Origin of the sequence: Acinetobacter sp. (assembly GCF_036659555.1) — a bacterium.
In the GTDB taxonomy this organism is placed as follows: Bacteria; Pseudomonadota; Gammaproteobacteria; order Pseudomonadales; family Moraxellaceae; genus Acinetobacter.
The window spans coordinates 1-16,239 of sequence record NZ_JAVXCI010000009.1 but is presented as its reverse complement, the minus strand read 5'-3'; the positions used below and the strand labels follow the sequence as shown (position 1 = coordinate 16,239).

General features: G+C 51.2%; 15 protein-coding genes and 1 pseudogene. 6 read left to right on the top strand and 10 right to left on the bottom strand.

What is annotated here, in order from left to right:
* Positions 1 to 78: 78 nt before the first annotated feature.
* The 4 genes from craA to RSA72_RS02290 all read right to left on the bottom strand — a co-directional run bounded on the left by craA (position 79) and on the right by RSA72_RS02290 (position 5,068).
* Positions 79 to 1,308, bottom strand: a complete 1,230-nt coding sequence (craA, locus tag RSA72_RS02305; RefSeq protein WP_332621179.1) for a chloramphenicol efflux MFS transporter CraA — start codon at positions 1,306 to 1,308, stop codon at positions 79 to 81.
* Positions 1,309 to 1,771: 463 nt separating this feature from the next.
* Positions 1,772 to 2,536, bottom strand: coding sequence for a nucleotidyltransferase domain-containing protein (locus RSA72_RS02300; protein WP_332621219.1), 765 nt, complete (start codon positions 2,534 to 2,536; stop codon positions 1,772 to 1,774).
* A gap of 613 nt (positions 2,537 to 3,149) precedes the next feature.
* Positions 3,150 to 3,521: a hypothetical protein gene (locus RSA72_RS02295; protein ID WP_332621218.1), complete on the bottom strand. Its 372-nt coding sequence runs from the start codon at positions 3,519 to 3,521 to the stop codon at positions 3,150 to 3,152.
* Between the two features lie 137 nt (positions 3,522 to 3,658).
* Positions 3,659 to 5,068: an FAD-binding oxidoreductase gene (locus RSA72_RS02290; protein ID WP_332621217.1), complete on the bottom strand. Its 1,410-nt coding sequence runs from the start codon at positions 5,066 to 5,068 to the stop codon at positions 3,659 to 3,661.
* Between the two features lie 353 nt (positions 5,069 to 5,421).
* Between RSA72_RS02290 and serA the strand changes: the two genes are divergently transcribed.
* The 3 genes from serA (at position 5,422) to RSA72_RS02275 (ending at position 9,007) form a co-directional block, all read left to right on the top strand.
* Positions 5,422 to 6,654 (top strand): phosphoglycerate dehydrogenase, encoded by a 1,233-nt coding sequence (serA, locus tag RSA72_RS02285; protein ID WP_332623306.1) that lies wholly within the window; start codon positions 5,422 to 5,424, stop codon positions 6,652 to 6,654.
* 105 nt (positions 6,655 to 6,759) lie between these two features.
* Positions 6,760 to 7,650 (top strand): EamA family transporter, encoded by an 891-nt coding sequence (locus RSA72_RS02280; protein ID WP_332623307.1) that lies wholly within the window; start codon positions 6,760 to 6,762, stop codon positions 7,648 to 7,650.
* A 481-nt stretch (positions 7,651 to 8,131) separates the two neighbouring features.
* Positions 8,132 to 9,007: an EamA family transporter gene (locus RSA72_RS02275; protein WP_332623308.1), complete on the top strand. Its 876-nt coding sequence runs from the start codon at positions 8,132 to 8,134 to the stop codon at positions 9,005 to 9,007.
* 100 nt (positions 9,008 to 9,107) lie between these two features.
* Here the strand turns inward: RSA72_RS02275 and RSA72_RS02270 are convergent, their stop codons facing one another.
* The gene (locus tag RSA72_RS02270) at positions 9,108 to 9,881 is read right to left on the bottom strand and encodes a sulfite exporter TauE/SafE family protein (protein WP_332623309.1); all 774 of its coding nucleotides are present in this window, start codon (positions 9,879 to 9,881) and stop codon (positions 9,108 to 9,110) included.
* Between the two features lie 45 nt (positions 9,882 to 9,926).
* Positions 9,927 to 10,832: a tRNA pseudouridine(55) synthase TruB gene (gene truB, locus RSA72_RS02265; protein ID WP_332623310.1), complete on the bottom strand. Its 906-nt coding sequence runs from the start codon at positions 10,830 to 10,832 to the stop codon at positions 9,927 to 9,929.
* A gap of 143 nt (positions 10,833 to 10,975) precedes the next feature.
* Between truB and RSA72_RS02260 the strand changes: the two genes are divergently transcribed.
* Positions 10,976 to 11,995, top strand: a complete 1,020-nt coding sequence (locus RSA72_RS02260) for a lipase secretion chaperone (RefSeq protein ID WP_332623312.1) — start codon at positions 10,976 to 10,978, stop codon at positions 11,993 to 11,995.
* Positions 11,996 to 12,034: 39 nt separating this feature from the next.
* Positions 12,035 to 13,024: an esterase/lipase family protein gene (locus tag RSA72_RS02255; RefSeq protein ID WP_332623313.1), complete on the top strand. Its 990-nt coding sequence runs from the start codon at positions 12,035 to 12,037 to the stop codon at positions 13,022 to 13,024.
* Positions 13,025 to 13,206: 182 nt separating this feature from the next.
* Here RSA72_RS02255 and RSA72_RS02250 read toward each other — a convergent pair whose 3' ends face one another.
* Positions 13,207 to 13,401, bottom strand: coding sequence for a hypothetical protein (locus tag RSA72_RS02250; RefSeq protein ID WP_332623314.1), 195 nt, complete (start codon positions 13,399 to 13,401; stop codon positions 13,207 to 13,209).
* Between RSA72_RS02250 and RSA72_RS02245 the strand changes: the two are divergent.
* Positions 13,393 to 14,362: pseudogene (locus tag RSA72_RS02245) on the top strand (esterase/lipase family protein). The gene RSA72_RS02250 and the pseudogene RSA72_RS02245 sit on opposite strands and share 9 nt — an antisense overlap.
* A gap of 109 nt (positions 14,363 to 14,471) precedes the next feature.
* On the opposite strand, the gene rplS reads toward RSA72_RS02245, so the two are convergent.
* From rplS to rimM, 3 genes are all read right to left on the bottom strand, one after another.
* A complete protein-coding gene (rplS, locus tag RSA72_RS02240) occupies positions 14,472 to 14,846 on the bottom strand; it encodes a 50S ribosomal protein L19 (protein ID WP_332632697.1) in 375 nt (124 codons plus the stop codon).
* A 140-nt stretch (positions 14,847 to 14,986) separates the two neighbouring features.
* The gene (gene trmD / locus RSA72_RS02235; protein WP_332632694.1) at positions 14,987 to 15,727 is read right to left on the bottom strand and encodes a tRNA (guanosine(37)-N1)-methyltransferase TrmD; all 741 of its coding nucleotides are present in this window, start codon (positions 15,725 to 15,727) and stop codon (positions 14,987 to 14,989) included.
* 42 nt (positions 15,728 to 15,769) lie between these two features.
* Positions 15,770 to 16,239 (bottom strand): ribosome maturation factor RimM (rimM, locus tag RSA72_RS02230; RefSeq protein WP_332632691.1); only part of this gene is annotated, 470 nt, incomplete at its 5' end.

Here is a 16,239-nt window from a genome sequence, read left to right as displayed (position 1 = left end):
CAGCATTGCTGCGCAAGGGGGAAGATTAAAATGCTTAACTGACTGGCATGCCCCATTCACAGGGGCAGTTGCCTAGCCTTAAAACTGCCCTTCCGCCTTCCGCTGCTGCAGCACCTTGTTCAGCATGGCACGCGGGAAACTGAACCACAACGCGATTAAGGCAAAGCAGGACACGCCATAAGCCCAAATATGCAAGTGTTCATACAGTACGCGCACCAGCTCAATCACAAAGAAAAAGCTGAACATCATCAGCACCGAAACCGAAGCCGCCACCGTACCTTTAGACACATCAGAAGACATCAGGGCAAAGCGGTACAGCACCGAAAAGCTGATGCCTTCGCCAAAACTGACCAGCGTCATGCCTAAAATAACGCAGTGCAGGAAATATTGCGGGAAGAGCAGGCCGGCGACGACAACCGCAGTACCGGCAAGCATCAGCGGCAGGCCAATCAGCACGGTTTTGCCTAAAGGCAGCTTGTCGATGATTTTAATCAGCACGATATTGCCCAGAATCAGGCCGCCCAGCACCGGGAACTGCGCCAAGCCATACTGCAGGCTGCTGAGGCCCAGCTCTTCCACCAGCATCACGGGCGACAGCGCAATCCACAGCATCAGCGGCATCGCCACCATCGGCAAGCCAATGGTTAATCCAAGAAAGCGCTTATTTTTAAACACCCGCTTAAAATCATCAAAAATATGGCTGAAAGGCTGTTTCGGCAGGCTGGCCTGCTGTTTCGGCATTTTGGCTTTCAAGCCGAACCAGCTGAGAAAGGACAACAGCGCAATGCCGATAAAGCCCCAATGCCAAGAGACATGATCAATTAAAAACGCGCCCAGCACAGGGCCAAGCAGTGGCGCAAGCAGGGAAATATTCGCCATCAGCGCCATGACTTTAATGGCATCGCGCTCTTCAAAGGTTTCCTGAACGGCCGCATAGCCCACAGCGGAAATCACCGACAGCCCGAAGCCCTGCAGAAAGCGCAGGGCCAGAAAGCTTTCAATATTATGGGTCAGTAAAATCAGCAGGCAGCAGATAGTGAAAAACGCCACGCCGCCGAGCAGCACTTTTTTGCGGCCCAGACGGTCTGACAATGGCCCCAGCAGCCAAGCCACGCAGGCGCCGCCCAGCAGATAGAAGGACATGGATGATGGCGCCCACGCGCTGCTGACGCCAAAGTCTTTGGTGATGGCCAGCATGGCCGGCTGCACTAGATCGTTGCCGATATAGACGGAGAATTCAAATAACACCAGCGCCAATGGAAACATCAGCGTGGCGCGGCTGAGAACCGCAGTTTGTACGTTTTGCATTGTTATCTACATATATGATTGCGTACAGGATTGGGCACGGTCTAGTTTCGGGGAGAGACGCGTCAGCCCAATGACAAGCACTGTAAAAAATAATTAAAATTTTCAGGAAATCGCGAGAAATTCGCGCAGTTTTACGCCGTATTCACAGGGCGCTTATAAAGACAATAAATGTTTTGGGTGAGTTAAATGCGCTTAAGCCTGTACACCCGCAGGGTTAAGCAGGTTCATTCTAGCAGTGTTTGGCGCAATTGTGTTGCTGATTTTTGATGCGTTATTCTGCAATGATTTAAGCTTAGGCAAGCGAAGCGCTTCAAGCTGCGGTGCGGATGCCCGCCGGCAATTTTAGGCAGCGCAGTGGATTTTAAATATTCGGGCCGATGTGATTGAGCAATAAATATGGTAAAACGGCATTTCCTGATTAATGGAAAATGCCGGGATTGATGGTGCAAAGCCGCTGGCTCAATTAACCATAAAAATGTTTTTTTAAACTAAAGCTATACTCAGTTAAATATTGCTGTAATTTTTCTAAATCATTAGTCGGCTCAATGGCTTTCAGGTTTAAGGCTTCAATTTTATCATTCAATAATTTCAAAATTTGAGTTTGTTCCACTGCGGGCAACTGCGCTTTTTCTTTCTGCTGTTTTTTAATTTCTAAATAATTTTCCGCCCACTGCCGCAATGGATCATTGGCATCAGCTTGTTCAAATAATTCAGTAATCAGCAGTTCAGGCATAATCTGCTGTGTTGCCAACTCTGCGGACATTAAGCCGCGGATCGAATAAAATACTTTTTTATATGTAAAATTATCAGCCGTTTGCATGACATTCATGCCGCCTTTGGCAAGTGATAAGTAATGATAATACAGGGCTTTATAATCTATCCGTTTCAGCAGTCCATCTCTGAATTTTTCCCATTCAGGGAACTGATTAGAATAAACAATATGCGCGCGTACCCATTCCAGAACAGTCGGGTTGCTTTTGGCAAACAGGCTAAACATTTTATTCAGATCAAATGATACAAAGTCAAAATCCCCATCCATGACTTCAATCAAATCACGATGCTGGCGGTAGTCGTAATATTGCGCTTTGGATGGCAGGTGGAAACCCCGCACGTCATAATCGCTGTCTGGGCTTGCCATCCCCCATAGACGGCTGCCACTTTCAATATAAAAAAGCGGATGATCGTCACGGTCTTTAAATAAGTTCTGGATTTCTTGTTGGATATTTATTGTATTCATGTCTTTTATAAATCATCTGAATTTATAGCATTTTTCATTATATTTTTTGGATTTTCTTTAAATTCAAGCTATTCCCCCTCATTCAGATTTACTCCAGTTTTCTATTGCATACTTCGCAAGCTAATCAACGCCATTCCCCATAATTAAAATATTCATTGCTGTTATTACCCAAATTAAAAAAGCACATCCACCGATATAATGCTAATCAGTTAAGGGGTTTTACAATAAATTCCTTAACTTTTTGGCCATTCACGGCGGAGTCTTACCGTTTTTAAATTCAATATTTGGAGCTCGTTTTGTTCTTTTGTTTCGCCAAAAGAACCAAAAGCATTTGTCATCCGCGAAACCTGTTCACTTTCTGCACTTAAACAGCTTTCGTCGCAAAAACAGTCCATTTCAAAGATCACCGCTCCGCCTTGCGCTTCAAATAAAAGCAGTGCTTTTATTCTTGCTCAGGTTGCGGATGACGCTTCCGCGTATCAAAGAAAATTTAGAATTTAAAAATAAAATGCCAGTCAATTTCTTAAGTGACTGGCATTACATCCACCGATACGCTTTTGATGAGGCCTTAAAGCTTAATTTTCAACAATAATTCAAAGTTTTATTAAGGACAAACAGCAGTTTGGAAAGCCTTGGTATTTTTTCCGCGCTGGCACTGATATTCCTTCTGCATGCTGGTGCGCTCCCAGTCACCCGCTACATTCTTAAAGCGGTAAATGGTGCGGACTGAACGCACAGAATCATCCATCAAGCCTGTTTCAGTCACTTTCACTTCGGCAGCCGTCGGCGACTCCACGCGGTTGAAATACTGGCGGATTTCCACCGTCGCCAATTCCTTGCGCAAATCCGGGCGCTCTTTCAGCACTTGCGCAAGTGGCGTATCCGAACTGCCGTCTTTATGCGCAATTTTCTGCGCGGCCGCGCAGCCAGACAAAACACTCAGGCACAGCGCAGAAACCGCCAATAGTCGCAACATCATCTTTTTCCCCAATTTACATTTTCCCGGCTCATCATGCCGTCTTAATCCGCATTACACTATAAGCCAAATGTAAGCCTGTTTTTATGGCATAAAAAAGCGCATCTTCCGATGCGCCCTTGGTTCAACCTTAAAAATTAAAGATCAAATAATTTGCCCGGATTCATAATGCCCTTCGGGTCGAATACTTGCTTCAAGGCCTTCATGTATTCAATTTCTTCCGCTGAACGCGAGTAGTCCAAATAAGGCTTTTTGGTCATGCCCACGCCATGTTCTGCAGAAATTGAACCGTCATATTTTTTAACCGTATCAAATACATATTTATTCACCACTTGGCATTTGGCAAAGAATTCGTCTTTGCTTAAGTCCGCAGGCTTCAAAATATTCAAATGCAGGTTGCCGTCGCCGATATGGCCGAACCAGCAGATTTCAAAGTCCGGGTAATTGGATGCCACAATTTCATCAATTTCTTTAATGAAGGCAGGCACATGGGTAATCAGCACAGAAATATCGTTTTTGTACGGCGTAAACGGCGCAATCGACTCGGAAATGTCTTCACGCAGGCGCCATAAGCTTTCAACCTGATCCAGGCTTTGGCTCAGCACGCCATCCAGCACCCAGCCCTGCTCCATGCAATGCTCAAAAATTTCCATCGCCTTGTCCATAATCGGCTCAAACGGCGCTTCAAATTCCAGCAGGACATAGAATGGACATTCCGTTTCAAACGGGCGCTGCACATGGCCATTGGCCAGCACTTTCTGCATCGCCAGTTCGCCAAAGAATTCAAATGCGGTCAGGTCAATTTTGGCCTGGAAGGCATGCAGCACCGGCATCACCGCCTCAAAATCCGGCACGCCCAGCACCATCACCTGCAGATCCTGCGGCTGGCGCTCCAGCTTGATTTCAGCTTCAGTCACCAGGCCCAAAGTGCCTTCGCCGCCAATGAATAAATGCTGCAGCGCATAGCCGGTGGCATTTTTAATCATGCCTTTGTTCAGGCGCAGCACATCGCCCTTGCCTGTCACTACAGTCAGGCCCAGCACCCAGTTGCGGGTCATGCCGTATTTAATCACTTTAATGCCGCCGGCATTGGTGCCGATGTTGCCGCCGATTTGCGATGAACCCGCAGAGGCGAAATCCACCGGGTAATACATGCCCTGCTCTTCGGCATAATTCTGCAGCTGTTCCGTCACCACGCCAGCCTGCACGCGCACCATGCGGTCAGCCGGGAAAAATTCCAGAATCTGGTTCATTTTGTCCATGCTGACCACGATTTCGCCATTGGCCGCTACAGCGCCGGCAGACAGGCCTGTGCGGCCGCCGCTTGGGGTAATGGCCGTGTTGAACTGGTTCGCCAGCTTGACAATCGCCTGCACTTGTTCTGTTGAGGAAGGAAAAACGATGACTGACGGGTTCGGGTCGAAGTGCTTGGTATGGTCACGGCCCCAATTTTCGAGGCTGTCCGCATCGGTTTTAATGCGGTTTTCACCTACAATAGCGGTCAATTGGGTCAATAACTCTGGGGTTAAAGCGACTGGAGCGTTCATCGTTTTCAGACCTTGCAAGAAGTAAACAAGTTGTAAATGGTCTATAAATCATTCAGTTGTGCAAGCATGACCACTGAACAAGCCTTAGACAGCCGTGAGGATCAAAGGCGCGCTGGGCTGGAAACCTTTTTTCACGAATGCGCATTATAAGGCATTTTTCAGAAAATCCCGCAGAAATTGCGGCTTTTGCAATGTCGCCTTTGAAATTACAGGCTTAATTAGACCGCACGCGACAAGTTTTGACACATATTCCGGCAAAATACCCGGCGCGCCCGCCATAAAGGAAATGTATATCGGACATTGTCCTATGCTATTATACCGCCACTAAATTTGGCCTTTGTAGCGGAGCCGTAATGAGCCAACATCTTTCCCTGCCTAAAGATAAAATTCGTTTCTTGCTGTTAGAAGGCGTTCATCAAAACGCCATCGACACTTTAAATGCTGCCGGATACACCAACATCGATTACCGCAAAACTGCGCTTGAAGGCGAAGCGCTGAAAGAAGCGGTTAAAGATGCGCATTTCATCGGCATTCGTTCGCGCACTCAATTGACTGAAGAAGTTTTTGAAGCGGCGAATAAACTGATTGCTGTGGGCTGTTTCTGCATCGGCACCAACCAGGTGAACTTAAATGCCGCCATGATCCGCGGCATTCCAGTATTTAACGCGCCGTATTCCAATACCCGTTCAGTGGCTGAACTGGTCTTGGCGGAAGCGATTCTGCTGCTGCGCCGCGTGCCTGAGAAATCGACAGATACGCATGCAGGCGGCTGGAACAAATCTGCAGCGGGTTCATTTGAAACACGCGGCAAAACTTTAGGCATCGTGGGTTACGGCTCAATCGGTTCCCAGCTTTCAGTTCTGGCTGAAAGCATGGGCATGAAAGTGATCTATTTTGATACAGTGACCAAATTGCCTTTAGGCAACGCGCGTCAAGTCGGCAGCTTAGGCGAATTGCTGGCCAACGCCGATGTGGTGTCTTTGCACGTGCCGGATGTCCCGTCTACGCGCAACTTTATGACCAAAGAGCAGTTCGCGCAGATGAAAGAAGGTTCAATCTTCATCAACGCGGCCCGCGGCACTTGCGTTATCATTGAAGACCTTGCAGGCGCAATCAAGTCTGGCCAAATTGCCGGCGCTGCGGTTGACGTCTTCCCGAAAGAGCCGAAAGCCAATGGCGAAGAATTCGTTTCTCCGCTGCGCAACCTGCCAAACGTGATTTTGACCCCGCACGTCGGCGGTTCAACCATGGAAGCGCAAGCCAACATCGGCCTTGAAGTGGCGGAAAAATTCGTGGCTTACTCAGACAAAGGCATGACCCTGTCTGCGGTGAACTTCCCGGAAATCGCGCTGCCATTGACCGAAGGCAAGCACCGCCTGCTGCACATTCACCGCAACGTGCCGGGCGTCCTGTCTAAAATCAACAACCTGTTTGCTGAACACGGCATCAACATCTCCGGCCAGTCGCTCATGACTAAAGGCGATGTCGGCTATTTAGTGATGGACGTTGATGCGACCGCCTCTAAAGAAGCGCTGGATACCTTAAACGAAGTTGAAGGCACAATCCGCGTCCGCGTATTGTTCTAATTCATTCCGTATTGAAAGCCACAGTCTTTGGACTGTGGCTTTTTTATTTTAAAGCTTTTATTTCTCCCCTTCCGCTCACTGAGAAATCAAAACCAAATTTAGACTATGCCAAATTTTAACAATAGGCCGCATGCGCAGGCGCTGATTCTGCTGTTTATCGCCATGATCAGCATGCAGGGCAGCGGCTCGCTGGCCAAAATCCTGTTCGGCCAGTTTTCGGTAATGACCGTATCCGTCATGCGCCTGATGTTAGGCGCGCTGATTCTGGCGCTGCTGTTTAAAATTTGGCGGATTAATTTCAGCCAGGTGAACTGGAAAGCCATCATCAGCTACGGCGGCGCCTTGGCCGGCATGAATGCGCTGTTTTACCTGTCGCTTGAACGCCTGCCGCTGGGCATTGCGGTTTCTTTTGAATTTATCGGCCCCTTAAGCGTTGCGCTGTACCATGCGCGGCAAAAGTTCGATTTTATTTGGGTTGGGCTGGCGGTTGCAGGCCTGGCGCTGCTGTTTCCTTTTGATCAGGCAGCCCAGCAGCTCGACCCGCTGGGCATTCTGTTTGCGCTGAGCGCAGGCGCCTGCTGGGCGCTGTATATTGTTTCCGGGCAGAAGCCTTCCGGCGTTTCCGGCAATCATACGGTATGCCTGGGCATGTTTGTCGGCATGCTGTGCCTGATGCCGGTTGCGCTGTTTTCCGGCATGACCGCGGCGGTTTTTGAGCCTGAAAATTTAGCCTACTTCCTGGCGCTGGCAATTATTGCCAGCGCCCTGCCTTTTTCTTTGGAAATGATCGCGCTGCGCAGCCTGTCGCCTTTGATTTTCGGCACCTTGACCAGCCTGGAGCCGGCGATTGCCGCGCTTTCAGGCTTTGTCTTCCTGAATGAGCAATTGCTTTGGACGCAATGGCTGGCTTTGGCGGTCATTATCGGCGCATCCATCGGCTGCACCTTTACCACGCAGCGGGCCAAGAAACTGACGGAAGAAAAGCTGCGCCAGTAAAAATGCTGATCAGTTCAAAGAACTTGCAATAAATTCCTTAAACCTTTAGCCATTCACGGCGGAGTCTTACCGCTTTTAAACTCAATCTCTGGAACCGCGGCTGTTCCATAGTTAAATAAAAAACTTCGGATACGCGCACGCGGCAGGGATGCTGCGCATAGGCAGCAAAAAGCTTTTGCCTGTTTTTGATGCGCAGCGGAGCTTTCCAAAGCAGGGACTTGCCTGCGCAAAGGCATTTAAGAAGCAAAAATGAGGCAGTGCAAGCGCTAAAGCTTAAGAGCGTACAATCTCTGCTTTTTAAACCGAAATTAAAATTTATAGAATGGTTTGGGGCTTGGTAAGCGAAAAAGGTTTTTTCAATTCAGCAGCGCTTTTCACGCAAATTCATAGCGGCGTCAGGCAGCGCAGATGATCTTTTTATTCCGCAATTGCTGCTATAATCCAGCAATCCCTTTGCCCAGCCTGAACGGCCGACCGTCCTATGCCAAATGCTCAACTTATAGCCGTGCTGTACATGGTGCTGTCGATGATTTCCTATCAAATCAGCGCATCTTTCGCCAAGCAGCTGTTTAGCGTGCTGGACCCGCTGAGCGTCACGATTTTAAGATTGTGCTTCGCAGCGGTCATTGTCTGCGTGATGTTCCGTTCATGGCAGATTTTCAAGCGCCTGCCGTTTTTAAAATGGCGCGATCTGCTGTGCTACAGCGCTGCGCTGTGCGTGATGAATGTGCTGTTCTATATGTCGCTGGGCAAGCTGCCGCAAGGCATTGCAGTAGGACTGGAGTTTATTGGCCCCTTAGGCTTGGCGCTGCTGTCCATTCAGCGCCGCAGCGACTATGTCTGGGTGCTGCTGGCGATTGCCGGCATTGCCTTAATGGTGCCGTGGGGGCAGGCGGCAAGCGCAGATTTTTCTATTTTTGGCGCGGCCTGCGCCTTGGGCGCGGGGCTGTGCTGGGCGTTTTACATTTACTTCGGCCAGAAAGTCGTGCATCAAAATATCGGCATGCATGCCCTGACCATCGCCATCTGCCTCTCCGCCCTGATTCTGCTGCCGATTGGCTTATACCTCAATGCGCCCGCCCTGCTGGAAACCCAGTACTGGGGCAAAGCCCTGGCGATTGCGGTATTGGCCACAGCCATTCCCTACGCTCTGGATTTAAAAGCCTTGAAGCAGCTGAATAAGCTCAGCTACGGCACGCTTTCCAGCCTCTCCCCGGCCTTAGCCGCCTTAGCCGGGCTGCTGCTGCTGGGTGAAAAAATCGGCGCACTGCAGTGGCTGGCGCTGCTGTGCGTCATGGCCGCCTCTGTGGGCGTGACACTCAGGTCATCCTCCAGCAAGGCCGCTGAATCCCCATAAAAGCACTGCAGCCCAGCCGCATGCGCGGGCAGCGCATGTTTCAGGCCGAATGCCCGCTTTGATGCCTTCGCCCCGGCAGCATCCGCCTGTCAAATGCGGTTCAGGCTTGGCCGGTCAGCATCTGATAGCCCAAGCGCATAATCAGCACGCTGACCAAAACCAGAAACAGAATGCGGATAAAGCCGCTGCCGTATTTCAGCGCCGCCCGTACACCAACAATTGAGCCTAGGACATTTGCCGCCGCCATCATGCCGCCAACAGCAAACAGCACATGCCCGGTTGGCGCAAAGAAGCTCAGCGCTGCGATATTGGTGGTTAAATTGGCAATTTTAGACAGCGCCGATGCATGCAGAAAATCAGCCTTTAAATAGCGGATGAAAAAGAAAATAAAAAAACTGCCGGTGCCTGGGCCGAAAATCCCGTCATAAAAGCCAATCGCCAGACTGCCGGCGGCGGCCAGCAGCAGGATTTGAGGCGTCAGCTCCTGATAGGTATGCACCTGCCCGAACTGCTTTTTCATAAAGGTATAGATGGCAATGACAATCAGCATCAGCAGCACAAAAGGGCGCAGCACTTCTTTCGGAATCATGGAAACGCAGGCCGCGCCGGCAAAGGAGCTGACAAATGCGCAGCCGGCAATCACCGCCAGCAGTTTCCAGCGCAGCCTGACTTTGCGCAGGAATGAATAGGCTGCCGAGGCCGTGCCGCAAATAGATGACAGCTTATTGGTGCCGAATACGGTTGCAGGCGCCAGCTGCGGCATGGCATTCATAATCGCTGGAATTTGAATCAGCCCCCCGCCGCCTACCGCAGCGTCAATTGCCCCGGCAAAAAATGCAAAAAACAGCAGGCTTAAGATTATTTCAATTTCCACAGTTTCAGCCTTAAAGATAAATAAGCAGGTCTTGCGGGCTGAAGATTACAGGTTCAACACCCGTTTCGGCACAAGGCGCTTGCGCTCAGTAATTTCCGCAAGCCCTAGGCATTTGCCGCCGTCAAATACCAGCACTTCAGGCGCTGCCTCATGTTCGATATTGCTCTCCATGCCGCGGCTGAAGTATTCCGCGCGGCCTTCAGGCGCCTGCACTTTCGGCAAATGATCAACCGGCGCATAGGCCGGCAGCAGCAGCGCTTCACGCTCTGCTTCGCTCAGGCTTTCCAGATATTCAATGGTATAGCTTGGAATCAATGCAAAATGCCCGGTCTGAATGCGGTGCAGATAGGTCAAATGGCCCTGCGTGCCCAGCGCCTTGGCGATATCCTCACCCAATACGCGGATATAAGTGCCTTTGGAGCAGGTGACATCCAAAGTGATGCTGTTTGCGGTAAACGAAAGCAGCTGAATAGCCTCAATCGTCACCGGCCGCGCTTCACGCTCAATTTCAATGCCTTGGCGCGCCAGCTCATACAGCGGACGGCCTTGTTTTTTCAGCGCCGAATACATCGGCGGCACTTGCATAATCCCGCCGGTGAACTGCTGCAGCGCCTGCAGGATTTTTTCCTCAGTCAATTCAGGCACAGCCTGCTCCAGCAGCGCTTCGCCTTCGGTATCTCCGGTGGTGGTGCTGCGGCCTAAAAACACTGTGGTCTGATAGCGCTTGACCGAATCCAGCAGGTAATGTGAGAACTTGGTCGCCTCGCCCAGGCAGATGGGAAGCAGGCCGGAAGCCAGCGGGTCTAATGCGCCGGTATGCCCCGCTTTTTGCGCGCGGTACAGCCAGCGGACCCGCTGCAGGGCCGCATTGGAGCTGATGCCCAGCGGCTTATTGAGCAGAAAAACACCGCTGATATGACGACGCTGAATTTTAGGAGAGGATGATTTCATGGCAGAAAATAGGCGAGAGGAAACAGCGCAATGGTAACTGAATATTTACAACATTTCTGTGATTTTGTGCTTCATTTATGGCATATTCAGACCCATTGCATGAATTATAAAACCAATAAAACAGAAAAAAGGTGCATGAGGATATGCCGAAACAGAAGTTATGGATAACCGCCGCGGTTCTGGCGATTGGCGCATTGATTTTTTGGCTGACGCCGCAGGATAGGCAGGCCGCCGCGCAAAACTCAGGCCAGCCCGCAGCTGCCGCAAGCAGCCATGCCATGCAGGCGCAGGCGCGCAATCCGGCTGGCGCGCCCTTTTTCAGCCCCAGCCAGCAGGATACTGAAATCAACTGCCAGATGAGGCTCGACGGCGCGCAGCGCCTGCTTGTGAATGAGCAGACCCGCAACTGTTTCGAATATTTCATTACCCAGTACGGCGAAAAATCCATTGATCAGATTAAAAAAGATTTCAGCGCCTATATCCGGCAAAGCTATAAGGAGCCGTCACTGTCGCAGATTTTAGCGCTGTGGTCGCGCTATATGGATTACCGTGAGCGCCTGGGCGGCCTGCAGGCGCCGAATATCAGCCAGGACGATCCGCAGTATTACCGCGCCATTTATGACAGCATGCAGAACCTGCGCAGGCAGTTTTTCTCTGATTATGAAATTGAAGGCCTGTTCGGCGCCGAAAATACCTACCATGAATACACCCTCAAGCGCATGGAGGTGATGAATGACAAAAAACTCAGTGAAGGCGAAAAAGCCGGAAAACTGAAGGCGCTGTTTGATGAGCTGCCGCAAGACTGGAAAGAAAATCTGGAACAGCTGAACAAACTGGAAGACCTGCGCAAGCTGACCGCGGATATTAAAGCGCGCGGCGGTTCGGCCGCGGAAATCCAGCAAATGCGCACCAGCCTAGTCGGCCCGGAAGCCGCGCAGCGCCTGGAAGCTCTAGACACGCAGCGCGCTGACTGGAAAAGCAATGTCAATGGCTATCTGGCGGAACGCGACAGCATCCTGCAAAGCGGCATGAGCGATGACGCCAAGCAGAAAGCCGTGCAGCAGCTGCGCAATCAGCATTTTCCGAACCAGGAGGAGCAGCTGCGGGCCAGCACTTTTGAATCCGTTCATGATCAGGGAGGAAAACTGCCGTACAGCGAATAAACACCCATTAAAAAATATTTCAAATAATTTTGATTCAGGATGAAATCAATGAAGAATAAAAATACCCTGCTCACCGCAGCCCTGCTTGCCGGCGCCGGTTTAATCGGCCTGCAGTCCGCGCAGGCAGCTGAAGGCCTGCAGCATGTCACCGCCAGCGCAGCATCGGACTATGCCAAAACCAAATACCCGATTCTGTTTACCCACGGCATGTTCGGCTTTACCCGCGTCGGCTTTGACAGTTTCGGCATGGACTACTTTTATCAGGTTCTGCCGGATTTGGCCCGCAACGGCGCCAATGCCTTCGCCGCCCAAGTCTCTCCGCTGGAGTCGACAGAAGTGCGCGGCGAACAGCTGCTGAGCCAGGTCGAAGAAGTCCGCGCCATTACCGGGCTGGACAAAGTCAATTTAATCGGCCACTCGCATGGCGGCCCGACCGTCCGCTACGTGGCTGCGGTCAAGCCGCAGTATGTTGCATCCGTCACTGGCGTGGCGGGAACCTTCCGCGGCTCGCTGGTTGCAGATAAAATCCAGGAAAGCAAAGGGCTGAATTCCCTCTTCGGGGTACTGGGCGGACAGCTGCTGGGGCCGATTATCACTTGGGCTGAAGGCAACTCCAGGCTTCCGGTCAATATGAATGCCTCGCTGGCGTCAATCAGTGAAAAAGGCGCGGCGGCCTTTAATCAGAAATTTCCAACCGCAGCCTTGGCATCCAGCTGCAGCAGCTCCGGCGCTGCGCTTGAAAAAGGCGTCCGCTATTATTCATGGACCGGCACAGCGCAAACCACCAATCTGCTGGATGTGCTGGACACGGCAATCAGCCAGCTGGCGCCTCTGGCTTACGGCAATACCGACAATGACGGGCTGGTCGGGCGCTGCAGCACGCATCTGGGCCAAGTCATCCGCGACAACTACAGGCACAATCATCTGGACGAAGTGAATATGGTATTCGGCCTGCGCAGCATTTTCTCGCCGGATCCGGTGGCCCTGTACCGCCAGCACGCCAACCGGCTCCGCCTGCAGGGCCTCTAAGAAGCATAAAGCCAGTAAAGGGCGCAGCAGCGCCCTTTACTTTTTCCGGCAGCACCATCTAAAATCCCCTTATCTCCTCTCTGCGTCAAACTGCAATCAACAGCCTGCACGCCGCTGAAGCGCGCCGGCGTCTTAAAAAATATGACATCTGCGCACATTTCCTGACCTGAATTGACATGGAATTAATTCAATATCATGAAAAAATAGCCTGGCGCCCGCTTCACTGGACGAAAAATCGGCGATAACAATAACAGCGGATCAAGGAATGCAGGACTTTCAGGCGCAAGCCAATAGGACATCTGCGCCGCCTTGGCAAAATCGGCACTATGAATTGCCGGAAACTTAAAATAAGAAATTGAGGATTGTTCATGAAACATGGATTTCTGCTTGCAGGCCTGCTGTCCGCAGCCTGCATAAATGCGGCAACCGCGTCGCAGGCTGTGCAGGTCACGGCAAGCCAAGTCAGCTCAAGCTATGCCAAGACCAAGTATCCGCTGGTGTTCAGCCACGGCATGGCCGGTTTCATTAGCGTGGGAGCAGATCCGCTCGGTGTGGATTACTGGTATCAGATTCTGCCTGATCTGGCGCGCAACGGCGCCAGCGCCTGGGCAACCCGCGTCTCGCCTTTCAACTCCACAGAAGTGCGCGGCGAACAGCTGCTGCAGCAGGTGCTGGAAATCCGCGCCATTACCGGCGCGCCCAAAGTCAATCTGATCGGCCATTCGCATGGCGGGCCAACCATCCGCTATGTGGCCGGCGTGCGCCCTGATGTGGTCGCTTCCCTGACCAGCATTGCTGGCCCGCACCAGGGCTCGCCGGTTGCAGACCTGGTGCTGAAAGCCGAAGGCACGGCTGCTGAAGCGCCTTTAGCCGGCGCGGTGAACCTGTTCTCCAAAGCCATTACCTTGGGCGCAAGGCTTAAACCCGGACAGCTATCCGCATGACGCCTTAGCCGGAGGCAAAAGCCTGACGCTTGCCGGCGCAGCCCAGTTTAATGCCAAATTCCCCTTAGGCATGCCGGCATCCGCCTGCGCTGACGGCAAACTGCTGGATCAGGGCATTTACAGCTACTCATTTGCAGGCGCCGGCACCGTAACCAACCTGCTGGACCCGGACTCCGCGCTCAAGCTCACCAGCCTGCTGATTGACGGCGGCAAAGATAACGACGGCTTAGTCTCCAGATGCAGCGCTAAATTCGGCAAAACCGTCCGCGATGACTATAACTGGAACCACTTGGATGAAGTCAACCAAGTGCTGGGATTAAAAGCGCTGTTTGCGCCCGACCCGGTAGATGTTTACCGCCAGCATGCCAGCCGCTTGAAGCTGCAGGGGCTGTAAAACCAGAGCCTGCTGACAATTCGCCTTATGCAATGTCAGCAGGCCCTAAATCGCAGATATAAAAAATGCGCCAAAAGGCGCATTTTTTAAACTCGTGTAAAACTTAGAATTAAGCTTTAACTTTGCGAGCTGGCAATTTTTCACGGATACGTGCAGCTTTACCAGACAATTCGCGCAGGTAATAAAGCTTAGCGCGGCGAACATCACCGCGGCGTTTCACTTCGATGCCGGCAACGATTGGCGAGTGAGTTTGGAATACACGCTCAACACCAACACCGCTAGAGATTTTGCGCACTGTGAACGCAGAGTTCAAGCCACGGTTTTTCTTAGCGATTACAACGCCTTCAAATGCCTGAAGACGCTCACGCTCACCTTCTTTTACTTTTACTTGAACGATGACTGTGTCACCTGGCGCAAAAGCAGGGATATTTGATTTTAACTGTGCATTTTCAACAGCTTGTACTAAAGGATGCTTACCGCTCATGTGGGTATCTCCAATATGTGCGGGTCAGAAGAGGTCTGAGATCCGCTGGGTATAGAGGCTAAAGCGCATAGACCCGATTATCTTTCCCTTTATGCCTGACCACTTCAATGCATAAAGAGCCTATTAAAAGGATACTTTTATTAAGTATCCAAATCTTTTAGCCATTTCTTTTGCTGCTTCGTCAACGCTACATTTTCCACCAGCTCAGGCCGGCGTTCTTTGGTTCGCTGATAACGCTGCAAAAACCGCCATTTCTCAATATTGGCATGGTGTCCCGACTTTAAGACTTCCGGGACATCTAAACCTTCAAAATGGTCTGGCTTGGTATATTGCGGGCAGTCCAAAAGACCATCCACAAATGAGTCTTGCACATGAGACTGCTCATCAGACATTGCACCCGGAAGCCTCCGGATAATGCTGTCCAATAAAACCATCGCAGGAAGCTCTCCACCCGATAAAACGTAGTCTCCAATTGACCATTCCTGATCAACATATTTCTGGATCAAACGCTCATCGACACCTTCATAGCGTCCGCACAGCACAATCAATCCGTCATATTCGGCAAATTGCTGCACTGCAGGCTCATTTAAGGTTTTTCCTTGCGGCGACATATACACCACAGGAACATGAACCGCTCCCGCCTGCTCTGCAAGCTGTTTGGCACGCTGGATTGCTTTCGCCAAAGGCTCAGCCATCATCACCATGCCCGGGCCGCCGCCAAATGGACGTTCATCCACCCGCTTGTAGTTGCCCTCAGCAAATTCCCGCGGATTAATGCAATGAACTTGCACAATCTCACGCTTCGCTGCGCGCCCGCTGATACCGTAGGCTGTAATCGCTTCAAACATTTCAGGAAAAAGCGTTATGACTGCAAAAAACACCGCAGACTCCTCTATTTTCCTGCTGCGCCAATCCTTAAAGGATTAATAATCTACGCCCCAATTCACGTAGATGCGACCAGCTTCGAGATCAACCCGCTGCACCACATCTTTATGCCATGGAATCATGCGCTCTTCGCCGTCAACGCTGTCAGGTGTTGCGCGAACCACCATCACGTCGTTAGCGCCTGTTTCAAACAGTTCGTGGATTTGACCGAGATTGACTTCCTGCTCTTCTTCGTCCAGGCCCAACACGGTTAAGCCTTTCAAATCTGACCAGTAATACTCGTCCACACCCGCCTGAGGCAGCTGCGATTTTGATATCCAGACATTTGCGCCAACCAGATTATCCGCTGCCGTGCGGTCAGCCACACCTTTCAGCGAAACAACCAGGCCTTTGCCATGCGGTTTCCAGCGTTTTACATCTGCTGTTTGCCAACCCGCTTTGGTTTCTATGTACCAAGGCAGGTAGTCAAAGATGTTGCTCATAGGTTCTGTATTGGAATAGACCCAGA